Below are 24,226 nucleotides of genomic sequence, written 5' to 3' on the forward strand. Positions count from 1 at the left end.
GTGCTTATTATCAACAGATCAACGTTCTGTGATCTAAATCACTTTTAAGCCAGAGTTAACAATGGACCGATTAAAACGCATGTCGATCTTTGCTCAGGTCGTGGAAAGCGGCTCCTTCACGGCGGCCGCACGACGCCTCGACATGAGCGTTTCTGCCATCAGCCAGACGATTTCAAAGCTGGAAAATGACTTACAAATCAAATTACTAAACCGTAGCACCCGCAGCATCGGTCTGACAGAAGCCGGTAAACTTTATTATCAGGGTTGCCGGAAAATGTTGCACGACGTACGTGAAGTGCATGAACAATTGTATGCCTTCAACAACACCCCGACCGGAACATTACGCATCGGCAGTTCATCGACGATGGCACAAAATGTTCTTGCCGCGATGACTGCGGAAATGCTCACCGAATACCCCGGTCTGACGGTGAATCTGGTGACTGGCATTCCGGCACCGGACCTGATCGCTGACGGACTGGACGTGGTGATCCGCGTCGGCGCGTTGCAGGATTCCAGCCTGTTCTGCACCCGCTTAGGCTCAATGCCGATGGTGGTGTGTGCGGCGCGCAGTTATCTGGCACAACACGGCACGCCGGAGAAACCCGCCGATATGGTGAATTTCTCCTGGCTGGAATACAGCGTCCGCCCGGACAGTGAATTCGAACTGATCGCCCCCGAAGGTGTTTCAACGCGTATTACACCGCAAGGCCGCTTCGTAACTAACGATTCGCAGACCATGATCCGCTGGCTGAAAGCCGGTGTCGGTATCGCGTATGTTCCGCTGATGTGGGTGATTGAGGAGATTAATGCCGGTGAGGTGGAGATTCTGTTCAGGCGCTATCAGTCCGATCCGCGCCCGGTTTACGCGCTGTATACTGAAAAGGACAAACTGCCGCTGAAAGTGCAGGTCTGTATTGATTATCTGACGGATTATTTCAAACGGGTAAGCAAGGTGTATCAGGGATACCGGCAGGGCAAGAAAGTGACTCAGTGGAATTGAGTTCGTATCAAACCAAAAACCCACCTGACCTCCCCTTGTGAAAGGGGAGGGATAACACCGAAATAATCTTCTGCTACGCAGTGCCGCCGACGGTGAGATTATCCAGTTTCAGGGTAGGCTGACCGACCCCGACCGGCAGGCTCTGGCCTTCTTTACCACACACACCGACGCCTTTATCGAGCGCCAGATCGTTGCCGACCATGGAAATCTGTTGCATCGCTTCAATGCCCGAGCCGATCAGCGTCGCGCCTTTCACCGGTTTGGTGATGCGGCCTTTTTCGATCAGATAAGCTTCGGAGGTAGAGAACACGAATTTACCCGAAGTAATATCCACCTGACCGCCGCCGAAGTTTGGCGCATACAGGCCAAATTCTACGCTACTGATAATGTCTTCCGGCGTTGATTTCCCGGCCAGCATATAGGTGTTGGTCATACGCGGCATCGGCAGATGTGCGTAAGATTCGCGGCGGCCGTTACCGGTCGGCGCAACGCCCATCAGGCGCGCATTCAGTTTGTCTTGCATGTAGCCTTTCAGCACGCCGTTTTCGATCAGCACGTTGTACTGCCCCGGCACACCTTCGTCGTCAATCGCCAGCGAACCGCGCAGGCCCGGCAGGGTGCCGTCGTCCACTACGGTACACAGTTCAGAAGCCACCCGTTTGCCCATCTGACCGCTAAATACAGAGGTTCCGCGACGGTTGAAGTCACCTTCCAGACCGTGGCCTACCGCCTCATGTAACAGCACGCCTGGCCAGCCTGCGCCCAGCACCACCGGCATGCCACCTGCCGGGGCGGCGACTGCCGTCAGATTCAGCAACGCCATACGCACGGCATCACGGGCAAAAGCTTCCGCACGCACTTCACCGTTAACGGTTTCGAGGAAGTAGTCATAACCAACACGACCGCCGCCGCCACTTGAGCCACGCTCACGACGTCCATCCTGTTCAACCAGAACGCTCACGGACAGACGCACCAGAGGGCGAATGTCTGCCGCCAGCGTGCCGTCGGTGGCTGCCACCAGGATGTTTTCATACACGCCGGTGATGCTGGCACTGACTTCCTGCACGCGCTTATCGGCCGCACGGGCAATTTTGTCGACGCGGTGTAGCAGTTCGATTTTTGCTTCGCGTGACAGGCTTTGCAGCGGATCCAGCGGAGAATAAAGAGATTTATAGGCAATTTCGCCCAGCGTATGCGCTTTGCCATTGCCCTGGTCGCGGACAATGCTGCGGGCAGCTGTTGCACTCAGGTTCAGGGCATTCAGCGTGATTTGGTCAGCATAAGCAAAACCGGTTTTTTCACCGCTTACCGCACGAACACCGACGCCCTGATCGATATTGTAAGAACCGTCTTTGATGATGCTGTCTTCGATCACCCAGCTTTCATGGAAACTGGACTGGAAAAAGAGATCGGCATAATCAAGACGACGTTCAGACAACTGGCCCAAAATGGAAAACAGATCCTGATGACTCAGATTATTAGCAGTTAGTAACTGCTCACTGACTAAGGCCAGACTCATAGATGTTCACTCTCTTTTAGACGACAATCCGGCGTGCAGACTGTGGTCTACACAGTCTGCACGCCAGACAATCCATTGTTACAAGGTTATTAACAGCCTAACACAGCATGAACGAGGTTTCCTGCCACCTTCACGGTGGCGTTACTGTGCGGCGGCGGCTTTTGGATGTTCAACCGGTTTACGCAGAATTTCGTTGATACGGGGTTCTGCGATAGTGCCGTCAATCTGATAGCGGATAAGCGAGATTTTATTCCACAGCGGCGCCAGCACTTTACTGGCAGCGAAGACTGCAACGCCGACTACCGGGTTGATGACGAACGCCGTCGCCACACCTACTGTGGCGGAAATTTCCGGCGCAATGACCGCTTCGAGATCCAATTGCTGATTCACGAAATTGACCTTCCCGGTGATGGCGATATCTGCTTCCAGCCCGTCAACCAGCAGATCGTCGGTATGAAGTACGCCGTCTTTAATCCAGGCCGTGGATTTGATGGAGTCAAAATAGAAGCCCTGGCCAAAGGTATCGCTGAAATCAAGACGCAGTTTGCGCAGCAGCGCATCGAAGCTGACCAGTCGCAGCAATTGTCCGGCGCGGCCCGTGCCGACATCCGCAATTTCGCCTTTGCCCAGCGTGTTTTTCAGGGTGCCGTTCAGTGTGCTGATATCCGGCTTCCACGGCACGGATTTCCAGTGCAAATCAAAGTTAACGTCAAACGGCGCGCCTTTCAGTGGTGTAGTCACGCCAAAGAATGACATGGCCTGCTCAATATTCTTACCGGTCAGCTTGCCTTTCAGGCCGGTGTTTTCGCCCTGCCCGTTCTGCCTCCAGTCGCCCTGCACGTCGAGACGTGCCACGCCGGTATCTATCAGACCGTTACGCAGCATCAGTTGATCGCCTTGCGGTGTCAGGTCAGCATTCACTTTGCGGAAGTTCTGACCGAGGAACCAGCAGGCTTCACAACGCAGTTGCAATGCCGGCCAGCTGGCAAACGAAATCTTTTCAGTAGCAAACGGATTACCGCCCGGCTGACCGCTGCTGGCCACATCCGCGACCGTCCATTGCGGATTGAAATAGACGTATTTCAGATTAGCCAGCCACGGACCGTTGTCATTCATATTCAGCCTGCCATCGATTTCCTTACCTTTGGCAGTGACCTCCATGCCCTGATGCCCTTGTACCGAGGTGAGGGTCAGGTCATTCCAGACCTGTCCGCCCAGTGTCAGCGCAGGCGTTGTCAGGATAATCTGGTGCGGGAAGCTGAAACCGGCCAGTTTAGTAGTAGTGTCCTGCGTCGCTTTATCCGGTGACAGCAAACCCAGCCAGCTTTCACCATCAAGTGCGGGCAGATGGAGCGTCAGACTGCTGTCATCCGGCAATGGAGGCGTTTTTTTGCTGTTTGCCTGCCACGATGCGCGATCGAGTTTCAGTTGTTTACCCAGCAGCCAGCGGCTGTTGAAATGATCTTTGCCCGCCAGCACACCTTGCAGATTAAAACTGTGCAGGTCGCCTTTGACATTCACCACCAGCGGCAGCGGATGACCGGCTTTCTTGCTCAACGGATCGGGTAAGTGACTGCTCACATCTTTCAGATCGGCGTTTACATCGACGGTATAGGTCGGGGTGCCTTTGTGCGGCAGCGTAATATTGACGTCGCCTTTCCACGGTGTACCACCCGAAATTTTACTGGCGGCTGCCGCTGGCAAGCCGGGGATTTTGGACAGTTGCCAGTTGGCATCCAGCCCGACCTGAACCTTGAAATCATCCGGCAGTTCCTGCGTGCTGAACATCACGTTGACCGGTTGCCCGAACCAGTTACCGGTAAGCCGGTTACTTTGCAGGTTGCCATTGTCATAACTGAACTGGCCACTGAGCTGACTGATTTTGCTGTTCAGCGGTTTAATAAACAGACTGTTGTTATTGAGCGTGACGCCACCGGATGCACGCACAAGTTCACCATCGAGCGGAATATCCAGATGTAAGCGACCATTCACTTCGCCGCCAATCTGCAATTCCTGTAGCGCGGAGCCCAGCGAGTCATGCAACGGCGTATCCATGAAATAATCGCCGATATCTTTCCCCTGCCCGCGCAGGTCCGCATCAATAAACAGTTTTTCTTTCAGGTAGTCAGGAATATTGGCAACGACATTGTTACCGTCCACATTGCCCAGTTTGGTGTGCGCGGCTTTCATAAACAGGCCGTCATTAAGGAAATCGAGATCGATATCCAGATCAGTCAGCGCTGGCCAACCTGGCTGGAACTCAAAGGTCGAGTGGCGTAGCGGAACCCACACTTCAAACTGCCCTTCGTTCTTTTTGAACGGGAAATGATGTGGATTGCCGTTGAAGGTCAGGGTGGCGTTATCCACCTGACCGGCCTTTATGGCACCACTGAGATAATTTACCAGATGTTTGCCCATCAGCGGTTCAGGGAAATAGCGCCAGGCCTGACCGGCGTCATACAGGCGAATACCGGCCAGGATATTCAGCCACGGGTCACCTTTGACAGGCTGGTTGTAGCGGAAATCGCCCTTCGCCCACAGCGCGTTGGCTTTGACATCTACGTCTTTACCCGACAATGACCAGCCATCTTTGCCGTTCTTCCAGTTAAAGGTACCGGTCGCCGCACTGATATCCAGAGGTGCGCGGAACATTTCGCCGTACGGCAGCAGGCTGTCTTGTAATTTCACCGTCATCTGCCCGCCCGCCACGCTACCTTTCAGGCCACCACTGAAATGATTGACACCCGGCAGCAGTTTCCAGCGCTGCCAGCTGACATCGCGCCAGTTCACATCAAAACGGGTCTGATCAGGCTGCTTTAGCGGGATATCCAGCGCGAGCCGATCAACGTTACCGGCGGGTTTTAAATCCTGCCAGCGCTCCAGTAAAGCCGGAGTCAGGAATGAGAAAGTCGGGATCACCGGGCCTAAACGTTCCAGTTGCAGATTGGTGCCACGGATGCGCAGCTCTTCACCCTGCGAGGGCCCGAGGAACTGGTTATTTTCCGGCAGATAAAGTACTTCAAGGCGGCCTTTCGGCCACGCCACACCATCGGTTTTCAGATTCAGCTGCTTCGTGCCAACCTGCCAGCCATTACCCTGACGGTTACCGTGTAATGTCAGATTATCGACATCGAGCTGGTGTTCCTCAGTGCCATTTTTCCAGGTGGCAGAGCCATTTTTCAGCAATGCGTCAGCGGCATAAATATCGCCACTACGCACCGTCAGCCACGCCGCAAGGCTGAAGTTAGCACTTTCCAGACCGGTATTATTGCGCAACCACCGGCTGAACCACGGTTTCATGTCGATATCATCGGCCTGAAGATAAATTTTCCCGTTATTGAGCAAACCATTGGTGTCGTTCAGATCCATACGCAACTGCACAATGCCGTGCTGCCCGTTAAAACTCGACAGGCTAAGCTGCCCTTCGGCGCGATGGCGGTTGTGGCTGTTCAGCCAGGTCATCTGAGGAATGTCGAATTCCGCCCGTGGACCGGAAGGCGTCAGGAAGGAAATGCGGCTGTTGCGCAGATCGAAATGGTCGACCTGTCTGAGGAAAATATCACTGACGCGGTTTGGCTGGATGCCGTTGCCTTTATTGCTTTCGCCACCCAGCGTGCTGTTTAAATCCAGCTGCAAATTGTAAAAAGTAAGGTCGCGGAACTGCCAGCGGAAATGCAGCAAGGATTGCCAGACGTCCAGCGCCAGGGTAATGCGCTGAACCTGCCACTTTGAGTCCGGTAATGTCACCTGTAGGCCTCGGATCTCCATGATCGGGCCAAAGGTTTTCCAGCTGGCGCTGACTTGCGATAACTCGATCGGTACGCCCGTGACCGCCTCGACTTTCCCGACCAGTTGATCCTGGAAGCGGGTCAACTGAGGCAATGCCAGACGCAAGCCACTGATCACCAAAGCCACTATCACGACAAGGGTTGCGCTGGTGGTTAATAAAATACCGGGCAGTCGCCTCAAACTTCTCTCCTTGTTTTCCATTCCATGCTGGTTTTCACCCGCACAGACGGCAATGGAAACCTTTAACTTCTTGATGCTTCAGACGAATAGCCATCGGATCACATCATGACGACGTCAAACTGTTCCTGACTGTAGAGCGGCTCGATCTGCACTTTCACCTGCTTGCCGACGAAGATTTCTACTTCGGCCAGTGCATGGGATTCTTCTCCCTTGAGCGCTTCCCCTACTGCGGCAGATGCGTAAACCAGGAAACGGTCAGAATCGTAGGCATGATGCACACGCACAATTTCACGCAGAATTTCATAGCAGACGGTTTCAACGGTTTTCACCGTGCCGCGTGCATGACAGGTCGGACAATCGCTGCACAGCACATGTTCGACGCTTTCGCGGGTACGTTTGCGGGTCATCTCCACCAAACCAAGGGCGGAGAAACCGTGAATACCGGTTTTCACGCGGTCTTTCGACAGCGCCTGCTCGAGGCTGTGCAGCACGCGACGGCGGTGATCTTCATTCGACATATCAATGAAGTCGATAATGATAATGCCGCCGAGATTGCGCAGCCGTAGCTGACGGGCAATGGCCTGCGTCGCTTCGGTGTTAGTGTTAAATATCGTGTCTTCCAGATTACGATGGCCGACAAACGCACCGGTATTAATATCCACGGTGGTCATGGCTTCGGTCTGATCGATAATCAGATAGCCGCCGGACTTGAGTTCCACCTTGCGCTCGAGCGCACGCTGGATTTCGTTCTCCACATCGAATAGATCGAAAATAGGCTGCTTGCCGCTGTAATGCTCCAGCTTGCTGGTCATTTCAGGCATGTATTCGCTGGTGAATTCGACCAGCAATTCATACGTCAGGCGGGAGTCAACGCGGATGCGGTCCAGTGCTTCACCGGCAAAATCACGCAGCACACGGTGCGCCAGTGCCAGCTCACCATACAGCTTGCATTTGGTTTTGTTGCGACGCTTGCGCTCCATCACCTTGGTCCACAAGCGTTTCAGGTAGGCCGCATCTTGTTTGAGTTCTTCTTCACCCACGCCTTCGGCTGCGGTACGAATAATATAGCCGCCGTGCTCATCACAATATTCTGAGACGATACGTTTGAGGCGATCACGCTCGGCTTCGCTTTCAATACGCTGCGACACGCCAACGTGTGACGCACCAGGCATGAACACCAGATAGCGGGAAGGCAAGGTAATGTCAGTCGTCAGACGCGCACCTTTGGTGCCCAGCGGATCTTTCACCACCTGCACCATCAGATCCTGGCCCTGATGCACCAGTTCTGCGATGTCACGCACGTGGAAATTTTTCTGCTCGTCACGCGCCACACATTCGGTGTGCGGCATGATGTCTGAAGCATGTAAAAATGCGGCTTTTTCAAGGCCGATATCGACAAATGCTGCCTGCATACCCGGCAGAACACGGCTGATACGCCCTTTATAAATATTGCCGGCAATCCCGCGCTTGGTCTCGCGCTCAATATGGATCTCCTGCAGAATGCCACCGTCAATGTAAGCCACGCGGGTTTCAGACGGGGTGACATTGACCAGTAATTCAGCTGTCATGTTTTCTCCTAAGCTCGCGTAAGGCAGAAAATTCATTGAGCAGTTCCTGAGTTTCCACCAGAGGAAGGCCCACAACTGCATAGTAACTGCCGCGAATTTCACGGACGAAACAACCGCCCTTTCCCTGAATACCATAAGCGCCCGCTTTATCCATGGGCTCACCGCTCAGAATATAATGTGCAATATCGTCGGAGGATAGTGAACGGAAAGTGACATCGGTCACAACCAACGTATTGAGGCATTCCTGCCTGTCGGCAAACGCAATGGCGGTCATCACCTGATGCTGTCTGCCAGACAATGCCTTAAGCATAACAGCGGCTTGCGCTTCGTCACGTGGCTTTTCCAACACTTTACCGTCGAGGACTACAATCGTATCTGCGCCAAGCACCGGCAAATCCTCTGCCGCGACCGTCACACCGGCCTGTGCTTTATCTTTCGCCAGCCGTAAAACATAATCTTGCGGGGCTTCGTCAGGCTGACGCTCTTCTGCAACCTCAGTCACCAGACGCTCAAAAGGCAGTTCCAGCAAGGCCAGTAATTCACGGCGACGTGGTGACCCGGAAGCCAGATAAAGTGCGGTCATAACATCCTCATTGCACAGCAAACTGACGACGAATTTTACGCATCAGCAGGAACAGCCATGGCCACAGCACACCGTCGACCACACTGCTCCAGAAAACTTCAGGCCGGAACGACACATTGACTACCAGGAATTCTCCCCAGAACACCATGACGTCCACAGCCAGCGAAAGCACCATAACAATCAGCGCTTGTTGCCACAGAGCCAGGTTACGGAATAACTGGAATTTGAACGCGACCAGGTAGGCGGTAATGGCAAAAGCCAGCGCGCGAATACCCAGGGTCGATCCCAGGATCAGATCCATAATAAACCCGACAACAAAACCGGTACCCACGTTGACGCGATGCGGTAATGCCATCACCCAGTAAATCAGGATCAGCATCAGCCATGACGGCCTGAACATATAAATCTGTTCAGGCCACGGCATCACCTGCAATAACATGGCTATTAAGAAGGATAGCCAAATAATCCAGCGTCCGTGGCTCCGGTAGCTGTTCATTGCGTCGCTCCCTGCACAGCAGGCGTGCTAACCGGTGTCGTTACCGTACCCGTTGCCGGTGGAGGAACAGGAGCTGGCGGCCCCATATCTCCCGGAGGTGGCAACACTTGCGGCATCATTTGCATCAGGCGTTCATTGGCCACGCGATGAACTTCATCCGGCGGTAAAGGATGCTCGCCATTACGGTCAGAGCCCCATAGTAACAGCAGGTAACGCAGACGTTGCAGACCGGCGGTCGGACGCGCCTGAATGACGGTATACGCACGCTGATTATCAACTTTAACCGAAGATACAACGCCGACCGGATACCCTTCAGGGAAACGTCCACCCAGACCTGAGGTGACCAGCACATCACCGACACGAATATCGGTGTTGCTTGGTAAGTGTTCAAGTTGTAAGTCATCAGCACAGCCGCTACCGGCAGCGATAACGCGGATGTCATTACGCAGCACCTGAATCGGCAACGCATGTGAAGCATCACAAATCAGCAGCACACGGCTGGTCAGCGCGGCAACAGCGATGACCTGGCCAACGACGCCTTTATCGCTGATGACAGGTTGCCCGATATACACACCGTTGTTGCTGCCTTTGTCGATGACGATCTGATCGCTGTAAGGATCATTGCTGGTGGAGAGAACCTGCGTCACCATTTTGTGCTCGTCCTGACGCAACGGTGATCCCAGCAGCTCGCGCAAGCGAGCATTTTCTTGTTTGTATTGGCCAAGCAGCATCAGGTCACTGTTTTTCAGCAACAATTCCTGACGCAAAGCGCGGTTTTCAAGTTCCAGCTGGCCGCGGGTGGCAAACGTAGAAGAGACCTGATCTAAGAATTCACGCGGGGCATTGGACAAAAAATAGAAGGGACTGACGGCAGTATCCATATAGGTGCGGATTTTAACAAACGTACCTATTTTACTGTCGGCAACAATCAGGACAATGGCCGTGAGAATAGCCAAAAAAAGTCGCAGTTGCAGGGAAGGTCCCCTGCTAAAAATTGGCTTCATAAAATATGCGAGTTCCTCGGCAACAGAAAGTTTCAGCCAGTCGAAGTAAAGACCTCACCTGACAGAAACGGCGGCAATCTCATGGGATAGCCAAAACACTGGCAGAGCTTTATCGCTCAGCCAGTGTTTGCACGGATCCACATTGAACACTGCACACTTCGCGTTGCAGGTTTTACCTGACGGACAACCACCTTCCCGGGCAGACTATTCTTGCTTGCAACAAGACTTGTTTGAATCAGCAAGTCTCCGCTGAGATTACTCTTCGCTGAATAAGTCGCCGCCGTGCATGTCGATCATTTCTAATGCTTTACCACCGCCACGGGCGACGCAGGTCAGTGGATCTTCTGCGACAACAACAGGAATACCCGTTTCTTCCATCAGCAGGCGATCAAGGTTACGCAGTAATGCGCCACCGCCGGTCAGCACCATGCCGCGCTCGGAGATGTCGGAAGCCAGTTCTGGCGGACACTGTTCCAGTGCAACCATCACCGCGCTGACGATACCGGTTAGCGGCTCTTGCAATGCTTCGAGAATTTCGTTGGAGTTCAGCGTGAAACCACGTGGAACACCTTCAGCCAGGTTACGACCGCGCACTTCGATTTCGTGAACTTCATCACCCGGATAGGCAGAACCGATGCTGTGCTTGATACGCTCAGCCGTTGCTTCACCGATCAGTGAACCATAATTACGGCGTACGTAATTAATGATAGCTTCGTCGAAACGATCGCCACCGATACGTACAGAAGAGGAATACACCACGCCGTTCAGGGAGATCACGGCAACTTCTGTGGTACCACCACCGATATCCACCACCATTGAACCGGTCGCTTCGGATACCGGCAGGCCTGCACCGATTGCCGCAGCCATCGGTTCTTCAATCAGGAACACTTCACGCGCGCCTGCACCTTGTGCAGATTCACGGATAGCACGGCGTTCAACCTGAGTTGCACCGACTGGCACACACACCAGTACACGCGGGCTTGGGCGCATGAAGCTGTTGCTGTGAACTTGCTTGATGAAGTGTTGCAGCATTTTCTCAGTCACGAAAAAGTCAGCGATAACGCCGTCTTTCATTGGACGAATAGCGGCAATATTGCCAGGAGTACGACCCAGCATCTGTTTCGCGTCGTGACCAACAGCAGCAACGCTTTTAGGTGAACCAGCACGATCCTGACGAATAGCCACAACTGATGGCTCATTCAGCACGATGCCTTGTCCTTTTACATAAATGAGGGTATTGGCGGTACCCAGGTCGATGGACAAGTCGTTGGAAAACATGCCACGAAATTTCTTAAACATAACGAAGGGATAATCCTGCTAGCTGGGGGCGGAAAATAAAATCCGCCTACTTTACCAACCACGCGAAGCAGCGACAAGGCGCAAAAACGTCCTGCTTCCGTGAAAATTGTCCGTGATGTCGCCATTCACTTGCGGTGACTTTTTGAGGCTGATGGCACTGCGAAATAATTCTGTCTCGCAGGCTCGGTTTACCTCGGGCAGGCACCCAGGCGAAGTAGCAACACCACACATAAATTCTTACACTTTTACCAACATCTTCCATCCATCTGCGGTCTGAGTACAAACACCGGAAACCAGACAAGGGCGTAGGTCAAAAGCTGGCTCATTCTACGTTAAATAATGCATTAACGGTCACTTAAACATCGCGGTTGTGTGAATATTTTTTACCGGCCGGTTCAACAGGCTCCGGACCGGCAAAAAAATCGCCCTGCCCGCCGTGGATCCCGCTTTTCAGCAGGACAGCCCACTCCTCTTTTGTGCGCACGCCAGAGGCAAATACCAGCGCCTGAGTCCCTTCGCATGCACTGAGTAAGCTTTGTACAAAGAGCTGATTTTCAACCCTTTTATCAATATCACGCACTAACCCCGGGTGAAGCTTAACTCTCTCCACCGGGAAAGTTTTCAGATAGGAGGTGCTGACCACCGTCAGTCCGGCTTGCGAAACGGCCAGACGACAGCCCAAACCCTGTAACAATCTGATCGCAGGACGCAGGCGGTCGGTATGTTGACAGAGATCCGCCTCAGCAAGTTCAATCAAAATTCGATTTCGTTGTGTTCTTTCGCACTGCAGCAAGGTATCGCGCAGCCAGCGAACAAATGAGCGCTGCAATAATGAATCAACCGTCAGGTGAAATGCTAACGTTTCATCCGGCCAACGGTTAAGTAACGGAATAATCTGACTTAACATGACCCGGTCAAAGCTTTGCGACAACCCGAACTGAACCACCAGCGGGATAAACTCCGCAGCCAGCAGTTCCTGCTCGCCGTCGAAGACACGCCGCTGCACCTCACGGTGATCCGGTTTGTTGTCCCGGGTGAAGGCGGGCTTCTGATAAAGGCGCGGGCCGCCGCGCGCCAGCGTGTTTTCCAGCAGGGTCCGCCAGCGCACGCTGCCGCGACCTTTTTCCGGCACATTTTTATCATAGATAAACCAGCTGTTACTGCCCTGGAACGCCGCATGTCGCGTCGCCTGCTCGGCCATGTCCATCACCTGATCCGGCGTCTGACCGAAACGGTAGGCGCTGATACCGATGTACATCAGCGCATCGCGGTCAATTAGCGACGAGGTCGGCAGGACGCCGAGCGCATTGACTAATTGTGAGGCCATCACTTCCGCTTCCTTTAAGGTGCGGTGTGGCAACAGCACGGCAAAATCACTGTGGAAATAACGTGCCAGCAGCGCGTCAACATGGCGCATCACGAACGTCGATAACAAATTCACCATCGCCGAACGCAGTTCTTCGACCACTGCCTGACCGTGCGTTTCGCGCATGGTGTCGAAATCCGGCAAGCGCAGTAACATCAGCACACCGTGCGCACCCTTTTCTTCCAGCTGCGTCGCAAGCTGATTATCAAAGAACAAGCGGTTACTGAGGCCGGTTTGCGCGTCCTGCTGAGCATAAGCACGGATCAAGGTATCCACGCGGCTGCGCTGCTCACGTGCTTCATTCAGATCCCCTAGCAGACGATCTATCGCACTGCTGGCAGAATGCGGCCATTCGCCCACATGACCGGACAGCCCTTCCCGTTCACCGCGTAATATTCTGACCGCGCGGTCTTCCAGCTTTTCCACACCGTCCGTTTCCTGACGTAACCAGCGAAAACTGAGCAGCAGCATAGCGAGCATGACCAGAATGGCGATCCCAATCGTGAACGTAGAACGCAGGGAGCGGATGTAACTGCTGACAGGATCAACATAGGAAATGTGCAGCGACATGGCGTGGTTGTGCATCAGCGGGATAATGGCAGTGTCATATTCCGGCATCACGCTGTCCCACGAGCGGTGTACATCCGGACGCTCGTGGTATTCAAAAACGGTGGTGTTATCAAGTTTGACTTCGATATCCGTGACATCAAGCATACGCATAGCCTGAGGCATCCAGCGTTGGGCATCTGCGGGGGGATGCGTCAGTAATGCCTGATCATAAGTCGTGGCAAGTGCCTGAAGATGTTGTTCGGTATCTTGTTTGTTCAGATAGATAAAGCTGAAAGTGACGCCAAGCAACATCAGTAACATTGCCAGCGCAACTAACATCGTCATCAGTGCCGATAGTCTGGTAGTAAATCGCATCCCTGTGCCTTACTCGCTACGGTGAGGGGGAAACAAACCCTTTCTCTGAGCTTGCCACGAAAAAACGCCGCTACTATAAAACAGAAAAATGCGATGAAAGGAGAAATTTTCGAAAGAGTCATTCGCATACATTCATAGCATAGCAATACAAAAACCAATCAATTCGTAATTCTTATATAAATGGTAAACGCCTCCTCAATGCCTGCGGCAAAATGCGCTTTTTTAGCGTGATATCTCGCAAAGCGTCCGGTTTCACGCCATGCTTTGTTTATAACCATAAAAATGAATCACGAAAATGAGAATGCCGGAGAAGGCTATGTTCAAACCCCGCAAACTAACCGAAGCAGACGTCACACCCGAAAGTATTTTTTATGACCGGCGCAAAGTTTTACAGGCACTGGGGATCAGTGCCGCGGCACTCGCTGTTCCCCAAAATGCACGCGCAGATATCCTTTCCTGGTTCAAAGGCCATGACCGCCCTGCCGTGCCCGCCGGTAAACCGCTGGATTTCACCAAACCCGCTGCTTATCAAAATGACCTGACACTGACCCCCGAGGACAAAGTTTCCGGCTACAACAATTTCTATGAATTCGGGCTGGATAAAGCTGATCCGGCCGCCAACGCCGGGCAACTGGTTACCTCGCCGTGGAAATTAACAATAGAAGGCGAAGTTGCTAAACCGATGACGCTGGATATGGATGACATCATGAAGCGCTTCCCGCTTGAGCAACGTATTTACCGGATGCGTTGCGTCGAAGCCTGGTCGATGGTGGTGCCGTGGATCGGTTTTCAGCTGAGTGAGATTCTCAAACTTGCCGAACCGACCAGCAAAGCGCGTTATGTCGCGTTTACTACCTTATATGACCCGGAACATATGCCGGGGCAGAAAGACCGGTTTATCGGCGGTGGACTGAATTACCCGTACGTTGAAGGATTGCGTATAGATGAAGCGATGAACCCGCTGGCAATGATGACGGTCGGCGTTTATGGCAAAGCACTTCCGCCACAAAACGGCGCGCCTATCCGCCTGACCATTCCGTGGAAGTACGGTTTCAAAGGCATCAAATCCATCGTGAACATCAAATTTACTCAAGATGAGCCGCCGACAACCTGGAACCAGATTGCCTCCAACGAATACGGGTTTTACGCCAACGTGAACCCGCATGTGGATCACCCGCGCTGGTCGCAGGCAACGGAACGGTTTATCGGTTCCGGCGGCTTACTCGACGTGCAACGCCAGCCGACATTGCTGTTCAATGGTTATGCCGGGCAGGTAGCATCGATGTATCACGGTATGGATTTACGTAAGTTCTATTAAGGAAGAGGCGGTTCAGTTATGCGTCGTTTAAGCCCTGCCAATATTACCGGGTTGAAAGTGATCATCTATCTTTGCGCCATTTTGCCTTTTTTCTGGATTGTGCTTTCGATTAATCAGGGCGGGTTCAGCGCCGATCCCGCCAAAGATATTCAGCATTTTACCGGTAGGATGACTCTGAAATTTTTGCTGGTGACATTACTGGTCACGCCCGTCGCACGCTATGGCAAACAGCCATTACTGATCCGCACGCGCCGTTTGCTGGGGTTGTGGTGTTTTGCGTGGGGAACCTTGCATCTTCTCAGCTATTCATTCCTGGAGCTTGGGATCAACAATATCCGCCTGCTGGGAAGTGAACTGATATCGCGCCCGTATCTCACCCTCGGTATCATCTGCTGGATCCTGCTGCTGGCACTGGCCTGCACCTCCACCGTGTGGGCACAACGCAAAATGGGATCAACCTGGCAAAAGTTGCACAACTTCATTTATCTCATCGCCATACTTGCGCCGATCCACTACCTTTGGTCGGTAAAAGTGCTGTCGCCACAACCGGTGATTTACGCAATACTTGCCGTCATCTTGCTGGCATTCCGTTATAAAAAATTCCGCCAGTGGCTGCGATAAGCCGTGGAACTTTTGGCCCGGTTGCCCCTCATAATTTCGACAATTGCACCCACGTTGACCGGCCGAGGGTTGATTATCTTCGCTGATAAGACCAGTATTTAGCTGCGAATTGCCACGATATCATTATAATGCCCGACCTCATGCCGAAGAGACGGGCCGATTTGCCGCGAAATAGGTGACAAACCGGTGACATCAGGGTATTTTCTACAATCTTTGTCTAATTGCCGGAGATAGGCTCACAATGGCGCATAAGTTTGACATTTTGCTACTGAACGGTCCTAACCTGAATTTGTTAGGCACCCGTGAGCCTGAAACGTACGGACACACCACGCTCAACGATATTGTTAAAGGTTTGGAAGTGCAGGCTGCTGCTGCTGATGTAGCACTGAGCCATCTGCAATCCAATGCAGAACATGTCCTGATTGAACGTATTCATCAGGCACGCGGAAATGTCGATTTCATCCTGATCAATCCCGCGGCCTTTACCCATACCAGCGTGGCGCTGCGCGATGCATTACTGGGGGTGTCGATTCCGTTTATCGAGATCCATCTGTCGAATGTACATGCCCGCGAAGCGTTCCGGCACCATTCCTATCTTTCCGACATCGCAGTGGGCGTTATTTGCGGACTTGGCGCAGATGGCTACCACTTTGCATTACAGGCAGCGGTTAACCGCTTGTCAAAAACCCACTAATTTCTACGCAAAAAGAGTACGGAATCACACCCATGGATATTCGTAAAATTAAAAAACTGATCGAACTGGTTGAAGAATCAGGCATTTCTGAACTGGAAATTTCTGAAGGCGAAGAATCAGTACGTATCAGCCGTGCTGCACCTGCGCAGGCTTATCCTATGATGCAACAGGCTTACGCTATGCCTGTACAACAACAGCCAGGTCTGGCTGCTGCGGTTGCGCCAGCAGCTGCGCCTGCAGAAGCAGCTCCGGCTGCAATCAGTGGCCATATCGTTCGCTCACCGATGGTAGGCACCTTCTACCGTACGCCAAGCCCGGACGCTAAAGCCTTCATCGAAGTGGGTCAGAAAGTGAACGCCGGTGATACCCTGTGTATCGTTGAAGCGATGAAAATGATGAACCAAATCGAAGCAGACAAATCCGGTGTTGTTAAAGCAATTCTGGTAGAAAGCGGCCAACCGGTTGAATTCGACGAGCCGCTGGTCGTCATCGAATAACGAGGCGTACCATGGTAGATAAAATTGTTATCGCGAACCGCGGCGAGATTGCTCTGCGTATTTTGCGTGCCTGTAAAGAAATGGGCATCAAAACCGTTGCTGTGCACTCTACCGCTGACCGTGACCTGAAACACGTGCTGCTGGCAGACGAAACCGTCTGTATCGGTCCTGCACCTTCAGTAAAAAGCTATCTGAACATCCCTGCCATCATCGCTGCGGCGGAAATCACTGGTGCGGTGGCTATCCACCCGGGCTACGGTTTCCTGTCCGAGAATGCCGATTTTGCAGAGCAGGTTGAGCGTTCTGGTTTTATCTTCATCGGCCCGAAAGCTGAAACTATCCGCCTGATGGGTGACAAAGTTTCTGCGATCCAGGCGATGAAAGCGGCTGGCGTACCTTGTGTACCTGGCTCTGACGGCCCGCTGGGCGATGACATGGATCAAAACCGTGCCTTCGCAAAACGTATCGGCTATCCGGTCATCATCAAAGCTTCTGGCGGCGGCGGCGGTCGTGGTATGCGTGTTGTACGCGGCGACAAAGACCTCGAACAGTCCATCAACATGACCCGTGCGGAAGCTAAAGCAGCTTTCAACAACGACATGGTTTACATGGAAAAATACCTGGAAAATCCACGTCACGTGGAAATTCAGGTACTGGCTGATGGTCAGGGCAACGCCGTTTATCTGGCTGAACGTGACTGCTCCATGCAGCGTCGTCACCAGAAAGTCGTTGAAGAAGCGCCAGCACCGGGCATCACGGAAGATCTTCGTCGTTTCATCGGCGAACGTTGTGCCAAAGCCTGTGTGGATATTGGCTACCGTGGCGCAGGTACTTTCGAGTTCCTGTATGAAAACGGCGAGTTCTTCTTCATCGAAATGAACACCCGTATCCAGGTTGAGCATCCGGTTACCGAGATGATCACCGGTGTGGATTTGATCAAAGAGCAGCTGCGCATTGCGTCCGGCCAGCCACTGTCGATCAAACAAAGCGAAGTGAAAGTCAAAGGCCATGCGGTGGAATGCCGCATTAACGCGGAAGACCCTAACACCTTCCTGCCAAGCCCAGGCAAAATCACCCGTTTCCACGCCCCTGGCGGCTTCGGTGTTCGTTGGGAATCGCACATTTACGCAGGCTACACAGTGCCTCCGTACTACGATTCCATGATCGGTAAACTGATCACTTACGGTGAAACCCGTGAAGTGGCCATTGCCCGCATGAAAAATGCGCTGGCAGAACTGATCATCGACGGCATCAAAACCAACATTGAACTGCAAATGCGCATTATGGACGACGAGAATTTCCAGCATGGTGGCACTAACATCCACTATCTTGAGAAAAAACTCGGTTTGCAGGAAAAATAAAAAAGACCGTACCGTTGCGTACTCTCTTATCAAGGCCGGATATTCCGGCCTTTTTTACGTTTTGAGGGGAGACAAGTAAATGGCGTTGGACAAACGTTTCTTACAAGCCAACCGTGAAGCCCGATGGGCTTTTGGGCTGACGATTGCTTATCTGCTGGCATGGAGTTTTGCCGCCTATATTCCTGACGATAAACAGGGCATCACCGGCCTGCCGCACTGGTTCGAAATGGCCTGTCTGCTGGTACCGCTGATATTCGTTCTTTTAAGCTGGCTGATGGTTCGCGTGATTTACCGCGATATTCCGCTGGAGGACAGTCATGCAGACTGAAGTCTTATTGCCACTGATTGCCTATTTGCTGCTGGTTTTCGGGTTGTCTGTTTATGCATATACCCGCCGCGAGCAGGGCAACTTCCTGACTGAATATTTCCTCGGCAACCGCTCCATGGGCGGCTTCGTGCTGGCCATGACCCTGACCGCCACCTACATCAGTGCCAGTTCCTTTATCGGCGGCCCCGGTGCCGCCTACAAATTTGGCCTTGGCTGGGTATTGCTGGCAATGATTCAGTTGCCTGCCGTCTGGCTTTCACTCGGCGTACTGGGTAAAAAATTCGCCATTCTGGCGCGCCGCTATAATGCGGTCACGCTGAACGACATGCTGTTTGCCCGCTACCAGAGCCGTCTGCTGGTCTGGCTGGCAAGCCTGAGTCTGCTGGTGGCATTTCTGGGCGCGATGACCGTTCAGTTCATCGGTGGTGCACGCCTGCTGGAAACAGCAGCCGGTATTCCTTACGACACCGGACTGCTGATTTTCGGCATCAGCATCGCGCTGTATACCGCGTTTGGCGGCTTTCGTGCCAGCGTGCTCAATGACGCCATGCAGGGACTGGTGATGCTGCTCGGCACCATTTTACTCCTGATCGCTGTCATTCACGCGGCGGGTGGCCTGCACAGTGCGGTGGATAAGCTCCAGCAAATCGACCCGAAACTGGTATCCGTGCATGGCGGGGATGACGTCCTTTCACTGCCGTTTATGGCTTCTTTCTGGGTTTTGGTGTGCTTTGGCGTGATTGGCCTGCCGCATACCGCCGTGCGCTGTATTTCCTACAAAGACAGCAAAGCGGTACACCGTGGCATTGTGCTCGGCACTATCGTGGTCGCCATTTTGATGCTTGGTATGCATCTGGCGGGTGCGCTGGGGCGTGCCATTTTACCTGATCTGAAAATTCCCGATCAGGTGATCCCGACGCTGATGATCACCGTGCTGCCGCCCTACGCCGCCGGGATTTTCCTCGCGGCACCGATGGCCGCCATTATGTCGACCATCAACGCGCAGCTTTTGCAATCATCTGCGACTATCGTTAAAGACTTGTACCTCGGTATTAAACCGGAACAACTGGCTAACGAGCGCAAGTTAAAACGCTTCTCAAGCTGGGCCACCTTTATACTGGGATTACTGGTCTTACTGGCCGCATGGCGTCCGCCGGAAATGATTATCTGGCTGAACCTGCTGGCGTTTGGCGGGCTGGAAGCGGTGTTCCTGTGGCCGCTGGTGCTCGGTTTGTACTGGGAGCGGGCGAACGCCACGGGCGCACTGAGCTCAATGATTGTTGGCGCGGTTTGTTATACCCTGCTCGCCAGTATTGACCTGCATATTGCCGGTCTGCATCCGATTGTGCCGTCGCTGTTGCTGAGCCTGCTGGCGTTTTATGCCGGCAATAAGTTTGGTAAACAGCCACGCGAAAACGTACTCAAGCCGTCCTGAACAGGCGGCACTGATTTTACAGATTGTTAAGAAGAGAATGGCTATGCCTTGGATCCAACTGAAAATTAATACCACCGGTAACGACGCGGAAACGCTGAGCGACGCGCTTATCGAAAGTGGCGCCGTGTCCGTAACGTTCCAGGACACCCACGATAATCCGGTCTTCGAACCGCTGCCGGGCGAAACCCTGCTGTGGGGTGATACCGACGCCATCGGCCTGTACGATGCGGAAACCGACATGGACGAAGTGATCGTCATGCTGGAGAACGAACCTCTGCTGGGCAAAGGTTTCGTGCACAAAATCGAACAACTGGAAGACAAAGACTGGGAACGCGAATGGATGGATAACTTCCACCCGATGCGTTTTGGCGAACGTCTGTGGATTTGCCCGAGCTGGCGCGATGTGCCGGATCCGAATGCCGTGAACGTGATGCTGGATCCGGGACTGGCGTTTGGTACCGGCACCCACCCGACCACCGCGATGTGTCTGCAATGGCTCGACAGTCTGGATCTGACCGATAAAACCGTGATCGACTTCGGTTGTGGTTCCGGCATTCTGGCGATCGCCGCGCTGAAGCTGGGTGCAAAACACGTGGTTGGGATCGACATCGATCCGCAGGCGATTCAGGCCAGCCGCGATAACGCCGAACGTAACGGCGTATCAGAGCGTCTGTCGCTTTATCTGCCGAAAGACCAGCCTGATAACCTGTCAGCCGACGTGGTGGTCGCCAATATTCTCGCAGGCCCTCTGCGCGAACTGGCGCCACTGATCAGCGTGCTGCCTGTAGCAGGTGGCCATCTGGGGCTTTCCGGCGTACTGGCCAGCCAGGCGCAAAGCGTAGCGGATGCCTATAAAGACAAATTCGAACTGGATCCGGTGGCCGAGAAAGAAGAATGGTGCCGTATAACCGGTGTTAAAAAAGCCTGATGTCAGCCTCCCGCTTTTTCTGTTTGTTTGTGCAGAAAGAGCGGGTTTCCCCCCAAAATCCTTTTCCGGCCTTTTCCCGTATTTCTCCTGCCGCCTAAACCCCTTACACTTCGCAAGGTTTATTACTCAGCAAATGAAAGGGATAACTCTTGAAAGGAACAATATTGTCTGCCGCGCTGGCTGCACTTACGCTGTCAGTTTCTGCACAACCCGCCTTCGCAAACGAAGCGCCACATTGGTCATATGATGGCGACGCCGCCCCGCAAAACTGGTCAAAACTCAGCCCTGACTTCCATCTGTGCGAGCAGGGCAAAGCACAGTCGCCTATCGATATCAAAGAGGCGTTAGAGGTGCACCCTCGCCCGCTTAAACTCAGCTATCAGTTACCGCCGGTGAATGTCATTAATAACGGCCACAGCGTGCAGGTGAATGTTCAGCAGGGTGATTTTGCCACGCTGGACGGGGATAAATTCGTCCTCCAGCAATTCCACTTCCACTCTCCGAGCGAAAATACCCTCAACGGTAAATCTTTCCCGATGGAGGCGCATTTTGTTCATATGGATGCTGACGGTGAAATTGCGGTGATTGCCGTAATGTTTGAAACCGGCAAAGCTAATGCCGAGCTGGAAAAAATCTGGCAACAGATGCCGGAAAAAGCGGGCGAATCTGTCACGCTGAAAGAGAAAGTCAGTCTTGATGGCCTGCTGCCCACCGATCTGACGCATTATCGTTTCAGCGGATCGCTGACTACGCCACCTTGTACAGAAGGCGTTCGCTGGCTGGTCGTTAAACAACCTCAGACGCTGTCTGAGGCGCAGTTGAAGAAATTCCAGCATGCGATGCATCATGCGAACAATCGCCCGGTACAAGGACTGCATGGCCGCGTGGTAGTGGCAGAGTAATTCCGTACTGCAGATTAAGGTGCAGAATCTGTTTCTGCATCTATTTGTCTTGTTTGTTCACCTTTCTGAAAATGAGTCACTTTTTAACCAAAAGACGATCTGCATCACAGAATTTTGTGGTTGTTGCTGCTTAAAACGTCAGATCTCCCCTTAGAATCAACTGTTATAACCGGATGATTCAGAGAGTTATTAGGAATTTGCCCAAGCGCACAATTTGACCGAAGTCACATAACTCAATGTAAAACCACGATAAAAAAACAAATCGTCATGAACTTCAGCGCTGACAAGACATTTTCTTATCAAATTGCTCAAAGTTTGGCCTTTCATATCGCAGCGAAAATGCGTAATATACGCGCCCTTGCGGACATCAGTATGGTCATTCCTAGTTCATGCGCATCGGACACCACCAGCTTACAAATTGCCTGATTGCGGCCCCGATGGCCGGTATCACTGACCGACCATTTCGTGCCTTATGTCATGCGATGGGGGCTGGAATGGCAGTATCTGAAATGCTCTCCTCCAATCCGGAGGTGTGGCGGACGGATAAGTCACGTTTGCGCATGGTACATAACGATGAACCGGGGATCCGCGCCGTGCAAATTGCCGGTTGCGACCCCGAAGATATGGCGGCTGCTGCACGAATTAACGTGGAAAGCGGTGCGCAAATCATTGATATCAATATGGGCTGCCCGGCCAAGAAAGTGAACCGCAAACTGGCAGGTTCTGCATTGTTGCAGTATCCGGATTTGGTGAAACAAATCCTGACTGCCGTTGTTAAGGCGGTAGATGTGCCAGTCACGTTGAAAATTCGTACTGGTTGGGCACCGGAACACCGTAACTGTGTACAAATTGCCCAATTGGCTGAAGACTGTGGAATTCAGGCCCTGACTATTCATGGCCGAACCCGTGCCTGTCTCTTCAATGGAGAAGCAGAGTACGACAGTATTCGGACAGTTAAGCAGAGTGTTTCCATTCCGATTATCGCGAATGGCGACATAACTGACCCGCATAAAGCCAGAGCGGTGCTCGACTACACCGGAGCTGATGCTCTGATGATAGGACGTGCCGCTCAGGGGAGACCCTGGATCTTCCGGGAAATCCAGCATTATCTGGACACAGGGGAGCTGTTACCTCCACCTCCTATGGGTGAGGTTCAGCGCTTGTTAATAGGGCACGTACGGGAATTGCACGACTTTTACGGTCAAGGCAAGGGATTCCGTATCGCCCGTAAGCATGTTTCCTGGTATCTCCAGGAGCATGCCCCAAATGACCAGTTTCGGCGCTCCTTCAACGCCATAGAGGATGCCAGCGAACAGCTGGAGGCGTTGGAAGCATATTTCGAAAATCTTGCGTAACAAAAAAGAGCTGACAGAACTATGTTCGAACAACGCGTGAATTCTGACGTACTGACCGTTTCTACCGTTAATTCTCAGGATCAGGTAACCCAAAAACCCCTGCGTGACTCGGTAAAACAAGCACTTAAGGGCTATTTTGCTCAATTGAATGGTCAGGACGTGAATGACCTGTATGAGTTGGTATTGGCTGAAGTTGAACAGCCACTGTTAGACATGGTGATGCAGTATACCCGTGGCAACCAGACTCGTGCGGCCCTGATGATGGGTATCAACCGCGGTACGCTGCGTAAGAAATTGAAAAAATACGGCATGAACTGATACTAATCAGTCGATGTCTTAAAAAGGCGCTTTTCCGCAAGGGGAGCGCCTTTTTGTTTTCTGCTTTGCCCGTAAACCTTTACCCCAAAATCTGCGCAAAACCTAACCCAGATCAACCCAAATGAGAATAATTATCTCCTGCATTCAGCGATTAAGCACTACCTTAGACGGACAATAAAACGTCTCCGGGAGTCACTCTGATGAAGCAACTTTATCTTCGTTTTACCGCAGCACTGAACAAACCTGATCTGGCGATTTTGCTGTTACGGATCACCTATGGACTGCTGATTTTTCACGGCTGGCATAAGCTGCATGACGGTCTGGGCGGTATTCAGGGCATGCTGGCAGGCTATGGTATTCCGGCATTTGTCGCCTACGGCGTGATCATCGGCGAAGTGATCGCCCCGATTATGATGATGCTGGGGATTTTCACCCGACTCGCCGCGCTGTCTGCCGCAGCGACAATGATTGTTGCGTGGATGATGGTCGGTATCCATCACACCTTTGCACTCACCCCGGTCGGTGCCTGGGCGATTGAAGATATCGTCTATTACTTCATGGCCGCCGTCGTGATCGCGCTGTATGGCAGTGGACGGTACTCTGTGATGAGCAACCCGCTGTATCGCTGATATTCCCTCTCAGCATGTTTCGCCAGCGGAGCATGCTGAAATATCATGTAGCGGATATCGCGACGTCTGAATGCTAATGCCTTCTTTCCGTAGTGTTTTCATTTTATTGTCT

At 52.7% G+C, this 24,226-nt stretch carries 21 protein-coding genes; 13 read left to right on the forward strand and 8 right to left on the reverse strand.

Features of this window, described 5'->3' with window-relative positions; genetic code table 11:
• The first annotated feature begins 61 nt into the window (after window positions 1-61).
• Window positions 62-1,000 carry an HTH-type transcriptional activator AaeR gene (aaeR, locus tag DXU84_RS14720; protein WP_013577284.1) on the forward strand — a complete coding sequence of 313 codons (939 nt, stop codon included), beginning with the start codon at window positions 62-64 and terminating at the stop codon, window positions 998-1,000.
• Between the two features lie 73 nt (window positions 1,001-1,073).
• On the opposite strand, the gene tldD is transcribed toward aaeR, so the two are convergent.
• The 8 genes from tldD to csrD form a co-directional block, all read right to left on the reverse strand.
• Entirely contained in the window at window positions 1,074-2,519 is a 1,446-nt protein-coding gene (gene tldD / locus DXU84_RS14725; RefSeq protein ID WP_013577285.1) for a metalloprotease TldD, read from the reverse strand.
• Between the two features lie 141 nt (window positions 2,520-2,660).
• A complete protein-coding gene (yhdP, locus tag DXU84_RS14730; protein WP_013577286.1) occupies window positions 2,661-6,488 on the reverse strand; it encodes an AsmA2 domain-containing protein YhdP in 3,828 nt (1,275 codons plus the stop codon).
• Window positions 6,489-6,586: 98 nt separating this feature from the next.
• Window positions 6,587-8,056, reverse strand: coding sequence for a ribonuclease G (rng, locus tag DXU84_RS14735; protein WP_013577287.1), 1,470 nt, complete (start codon window positions 8,054-8,056; stop codon window positions 6,587-6,589).
• Window positions 8,046-8,639, reverse strand: a complete 594-nt coding sequence (locus DXU84_RS14740; protein WP_013577288.1) for a nucleoside triphosphate pyrophosphatase — start codon at window positions 8,637-8,639, stop codon at window positions 8,046-8,048. The genes rng and DXU84_RS14740 overlap by 11 nt, the downstream gene beginning before the upstream one ends.
• A 7-nt stretch (window positions 8,640-8,646) precedes the next feature.
• Window positions 8,647-9,135, reverse strand: a complete 489-nt coding sequence (mreD, locus tag DXU84_RS14745; RefSeq protein WP_013577289.1) for a rod shape-determining protein MreD — start codon at window positions 9,133-9,135, stop codon at window positions 8,647-8,649.
• Complete coding sequence (mreC, locus tag DXU84_RS14750; RefSeq protein ID WP_013577290.1) at window positions 9,132-10,139, reverse strand: rod shape-determining protein MreC; 1,008 nt, start codon at window positions 10,137-10,139, stop codon at window positions 9,132-9,134. Before mreC ends, mreD begins: the two co-directional genes overlap by 4 nt.
• Before the next feature lie 255 nt (window positions 10,140-10,394).
• Window positions 10,395-11,438, reverse strand: coding sequence for a rod shape-determining protein MreB (gene mreB, locus DXU84_RS14755; RefSeq protein WP_013577291.1), 1,044 nt, complete (start codon window positions 11,436-11,438; stop codon window positions 10,395-10,397).
• 355 nt (window positions 11,439-11,793) lie between these two features.
• Window positions 11,794-13,728, reverse strand: a complete 1,935-nt coding sequence (gene csrD, locus DXU84_RS14760; RefSeq protein ID WP_134706255.1) for an RNase E specificity factor CsrD — start codon at window positions 13,726-13,728, stop codon at window positions 11,794-11,796.
• 316 nt (window positions 13,729-14,044) lie between these two features.
• Between csrD and msrP the strand changes: the two genes are divergently transcribed.
• The 12 genes from msrP (at window position 14,045) to DXU84_RS14820 (ending at window position 24,114) form a co-directional block, all read left to right on the forward strand.
• Window positions 14,045-15,046, forward strand: coding sequence for a protein-methionine-sulfoxide reductase catalytic subunit MsrP (msrP, locus tag DXU84_RS14765; protein ID WP_153376109.1), 1,002 nt, complete (start codon window positions 14,045-14,047; stop codon window positions 15,044-15,046).
• Between the two features lie 18 nt (window positions 15,047-15,064).
• Complete coding sequence (gene msrQ, locus DXU84_RS14770; RefSeq protein WP_013577294.1) at window positions 15,065-15,667, forward strand: protein-methionine-sulfoxide reductase heme-binding subunit MsrQ; 603 nt, start codon at window positions 15,065-15,067, stop codon at window positions 15,665-15,667.
• 241 nt (window positions 15,668-15,908) lie between these two features.
• Window positions 15,909-16,361 carry a type II 3-dehydroquinate dehydratase gene (gene aroQ, locus DXU84_RS14775; RefSeq protein ID WP_013577295.1) on the forward strand — a complete coding sequence of 151 codons (453 nt, stop codon included), beginning with the start codon at window positions 15,909-15,911 and terminating at the stop codon, window positions 16,359-16,361.
• A gap of 32 nt (window positions 16,362-16,393) precedes the next feature.
• Complete coding sequence (accB, locus tag DXU84_RS14780) at window positions 16,394-16,858, forward strand: acetyl-CoA carboxylase biotin carboxyl carrier protein (protein WP_013577296.1); 465 nt, start codon at window positions 16,394-16,396, stop codon at window positions 16,856-16,858.
• An 11-nt stretch (window positions 16,859-16,869) separates the two neighbouring features.
• Entirely contained in the window at window positions 16,870-18,219 is a 1,350-nt protein-coding gene (gene accC, locus DXU84_RS14785; RefSeq protein WP_013577297.1) for an acetyl-CoA carboxylase biotin carboxylase subunit, read from the forward strand.
• An 85-nt stretch (window positions 18,220-18,304) separates the two neighbouring features.
• The gene (locus DXU84_RS14790; protein WP_015690529.1) at window positions 18,305-18,547 is read left to right on the forward strand and encodes a YhdT family protein; all 243 of its coding nucleotides are present in this window, start codon (window positions 18,305-18,307) and stop codon (window positions 18,545-18,547) included.
• Window positions 18,537-19,982 carry a sodium/pantothenate symporter gene (gene panF / locus DXU84_RS14795; RefSeq protein ID WP_119262146.1) on the forward strand — a complete coding sequence of 482 codons (1,446 nt, stop codon included), beginning with the start codon at window positions 18,537-18,539 and terminating at the stop codon, window positions 19,980-19,982. The genes DXU84_RS14790 and panF overlap by 11 nt, the downstream gene beginning before the upstream one ends.
• Window positions 19,983-20,025: 43 nt before the next feature.
• Entirely contained in the window at window positions 20,026-20,910 is an 885-nt protein-coding gene (gene prmA / locus DXU84_RS14800; protein WP_153376111.1) for a 50S ribosomal protein L11 methyltransferase, read from the forward strand.
• Window positions 20,911-21,059: 149 nt separating this feature from the next.
• Window positions 21,060-21,812 carry a carbonic anhydrase gene (locus tag DXU84_RS14805; RefSeq protein ID WP_225444940.1) on the forward strand — a complete coding sequence of 251 codons (753 nt, stop codon included), beginning with the start codon at window positions 21,060-21,062 and terminating at the stop codon, window positions 21,810-21,812.
• Window positions 21,813-22,201: 389 nt separating this feature from the next.
• A complete protein-coding gene (gene dusB, locus DXU84_RS14810; protein ID WP_013577302.1) occupies window positions 22,202-23,167 on the forward strand; it encodes a tRNA dihydrouridine synthase DusB in 966 nt (321 codons plus the stop codon).
• Between the two features lie 21 nt (window positions 23,168-23,188).
• Window positions 23,189-23,485 carry a DNA-binding transcriptional regulator Fis gene (fis, locus tag DXU84_RS14815; protein WP_004097144.1) on the forward strand — a complete coding sequence of 99 codons (297 nt, stop codon included), beginning with the start codon at window positions 23,189-23,191 and terminating at the stop codon, window positions 23,483-23,485.
• A gap of 197 nt (window positions 23,486-23,682) precedes the next feature.
• Window positions 23,683-24,114 carry a DoxX family protein gene (locus DXU84_RS14820; RefSeq protein ID WP_370447499.1) on the forward strand — a complete coding sequence of 144 codons (432 nt, stop codon included), beginning with the start codon at window positions 23,683-23,685 and terminating at the stop codon, window positions 24,112-24,114.
• Window positions 24,115-24,226 lie beyond the last annotated feature (112 nt).

This window comes from Rahnella sp. RcJ3 (assembly GCF_009498575.1).
Lineage (GTDB): Bacteria > Pseudomonadota > Gammaproteobacteria > Enterobacterales > Enterobacteriaceae > Rahnella > Rahnella aceris.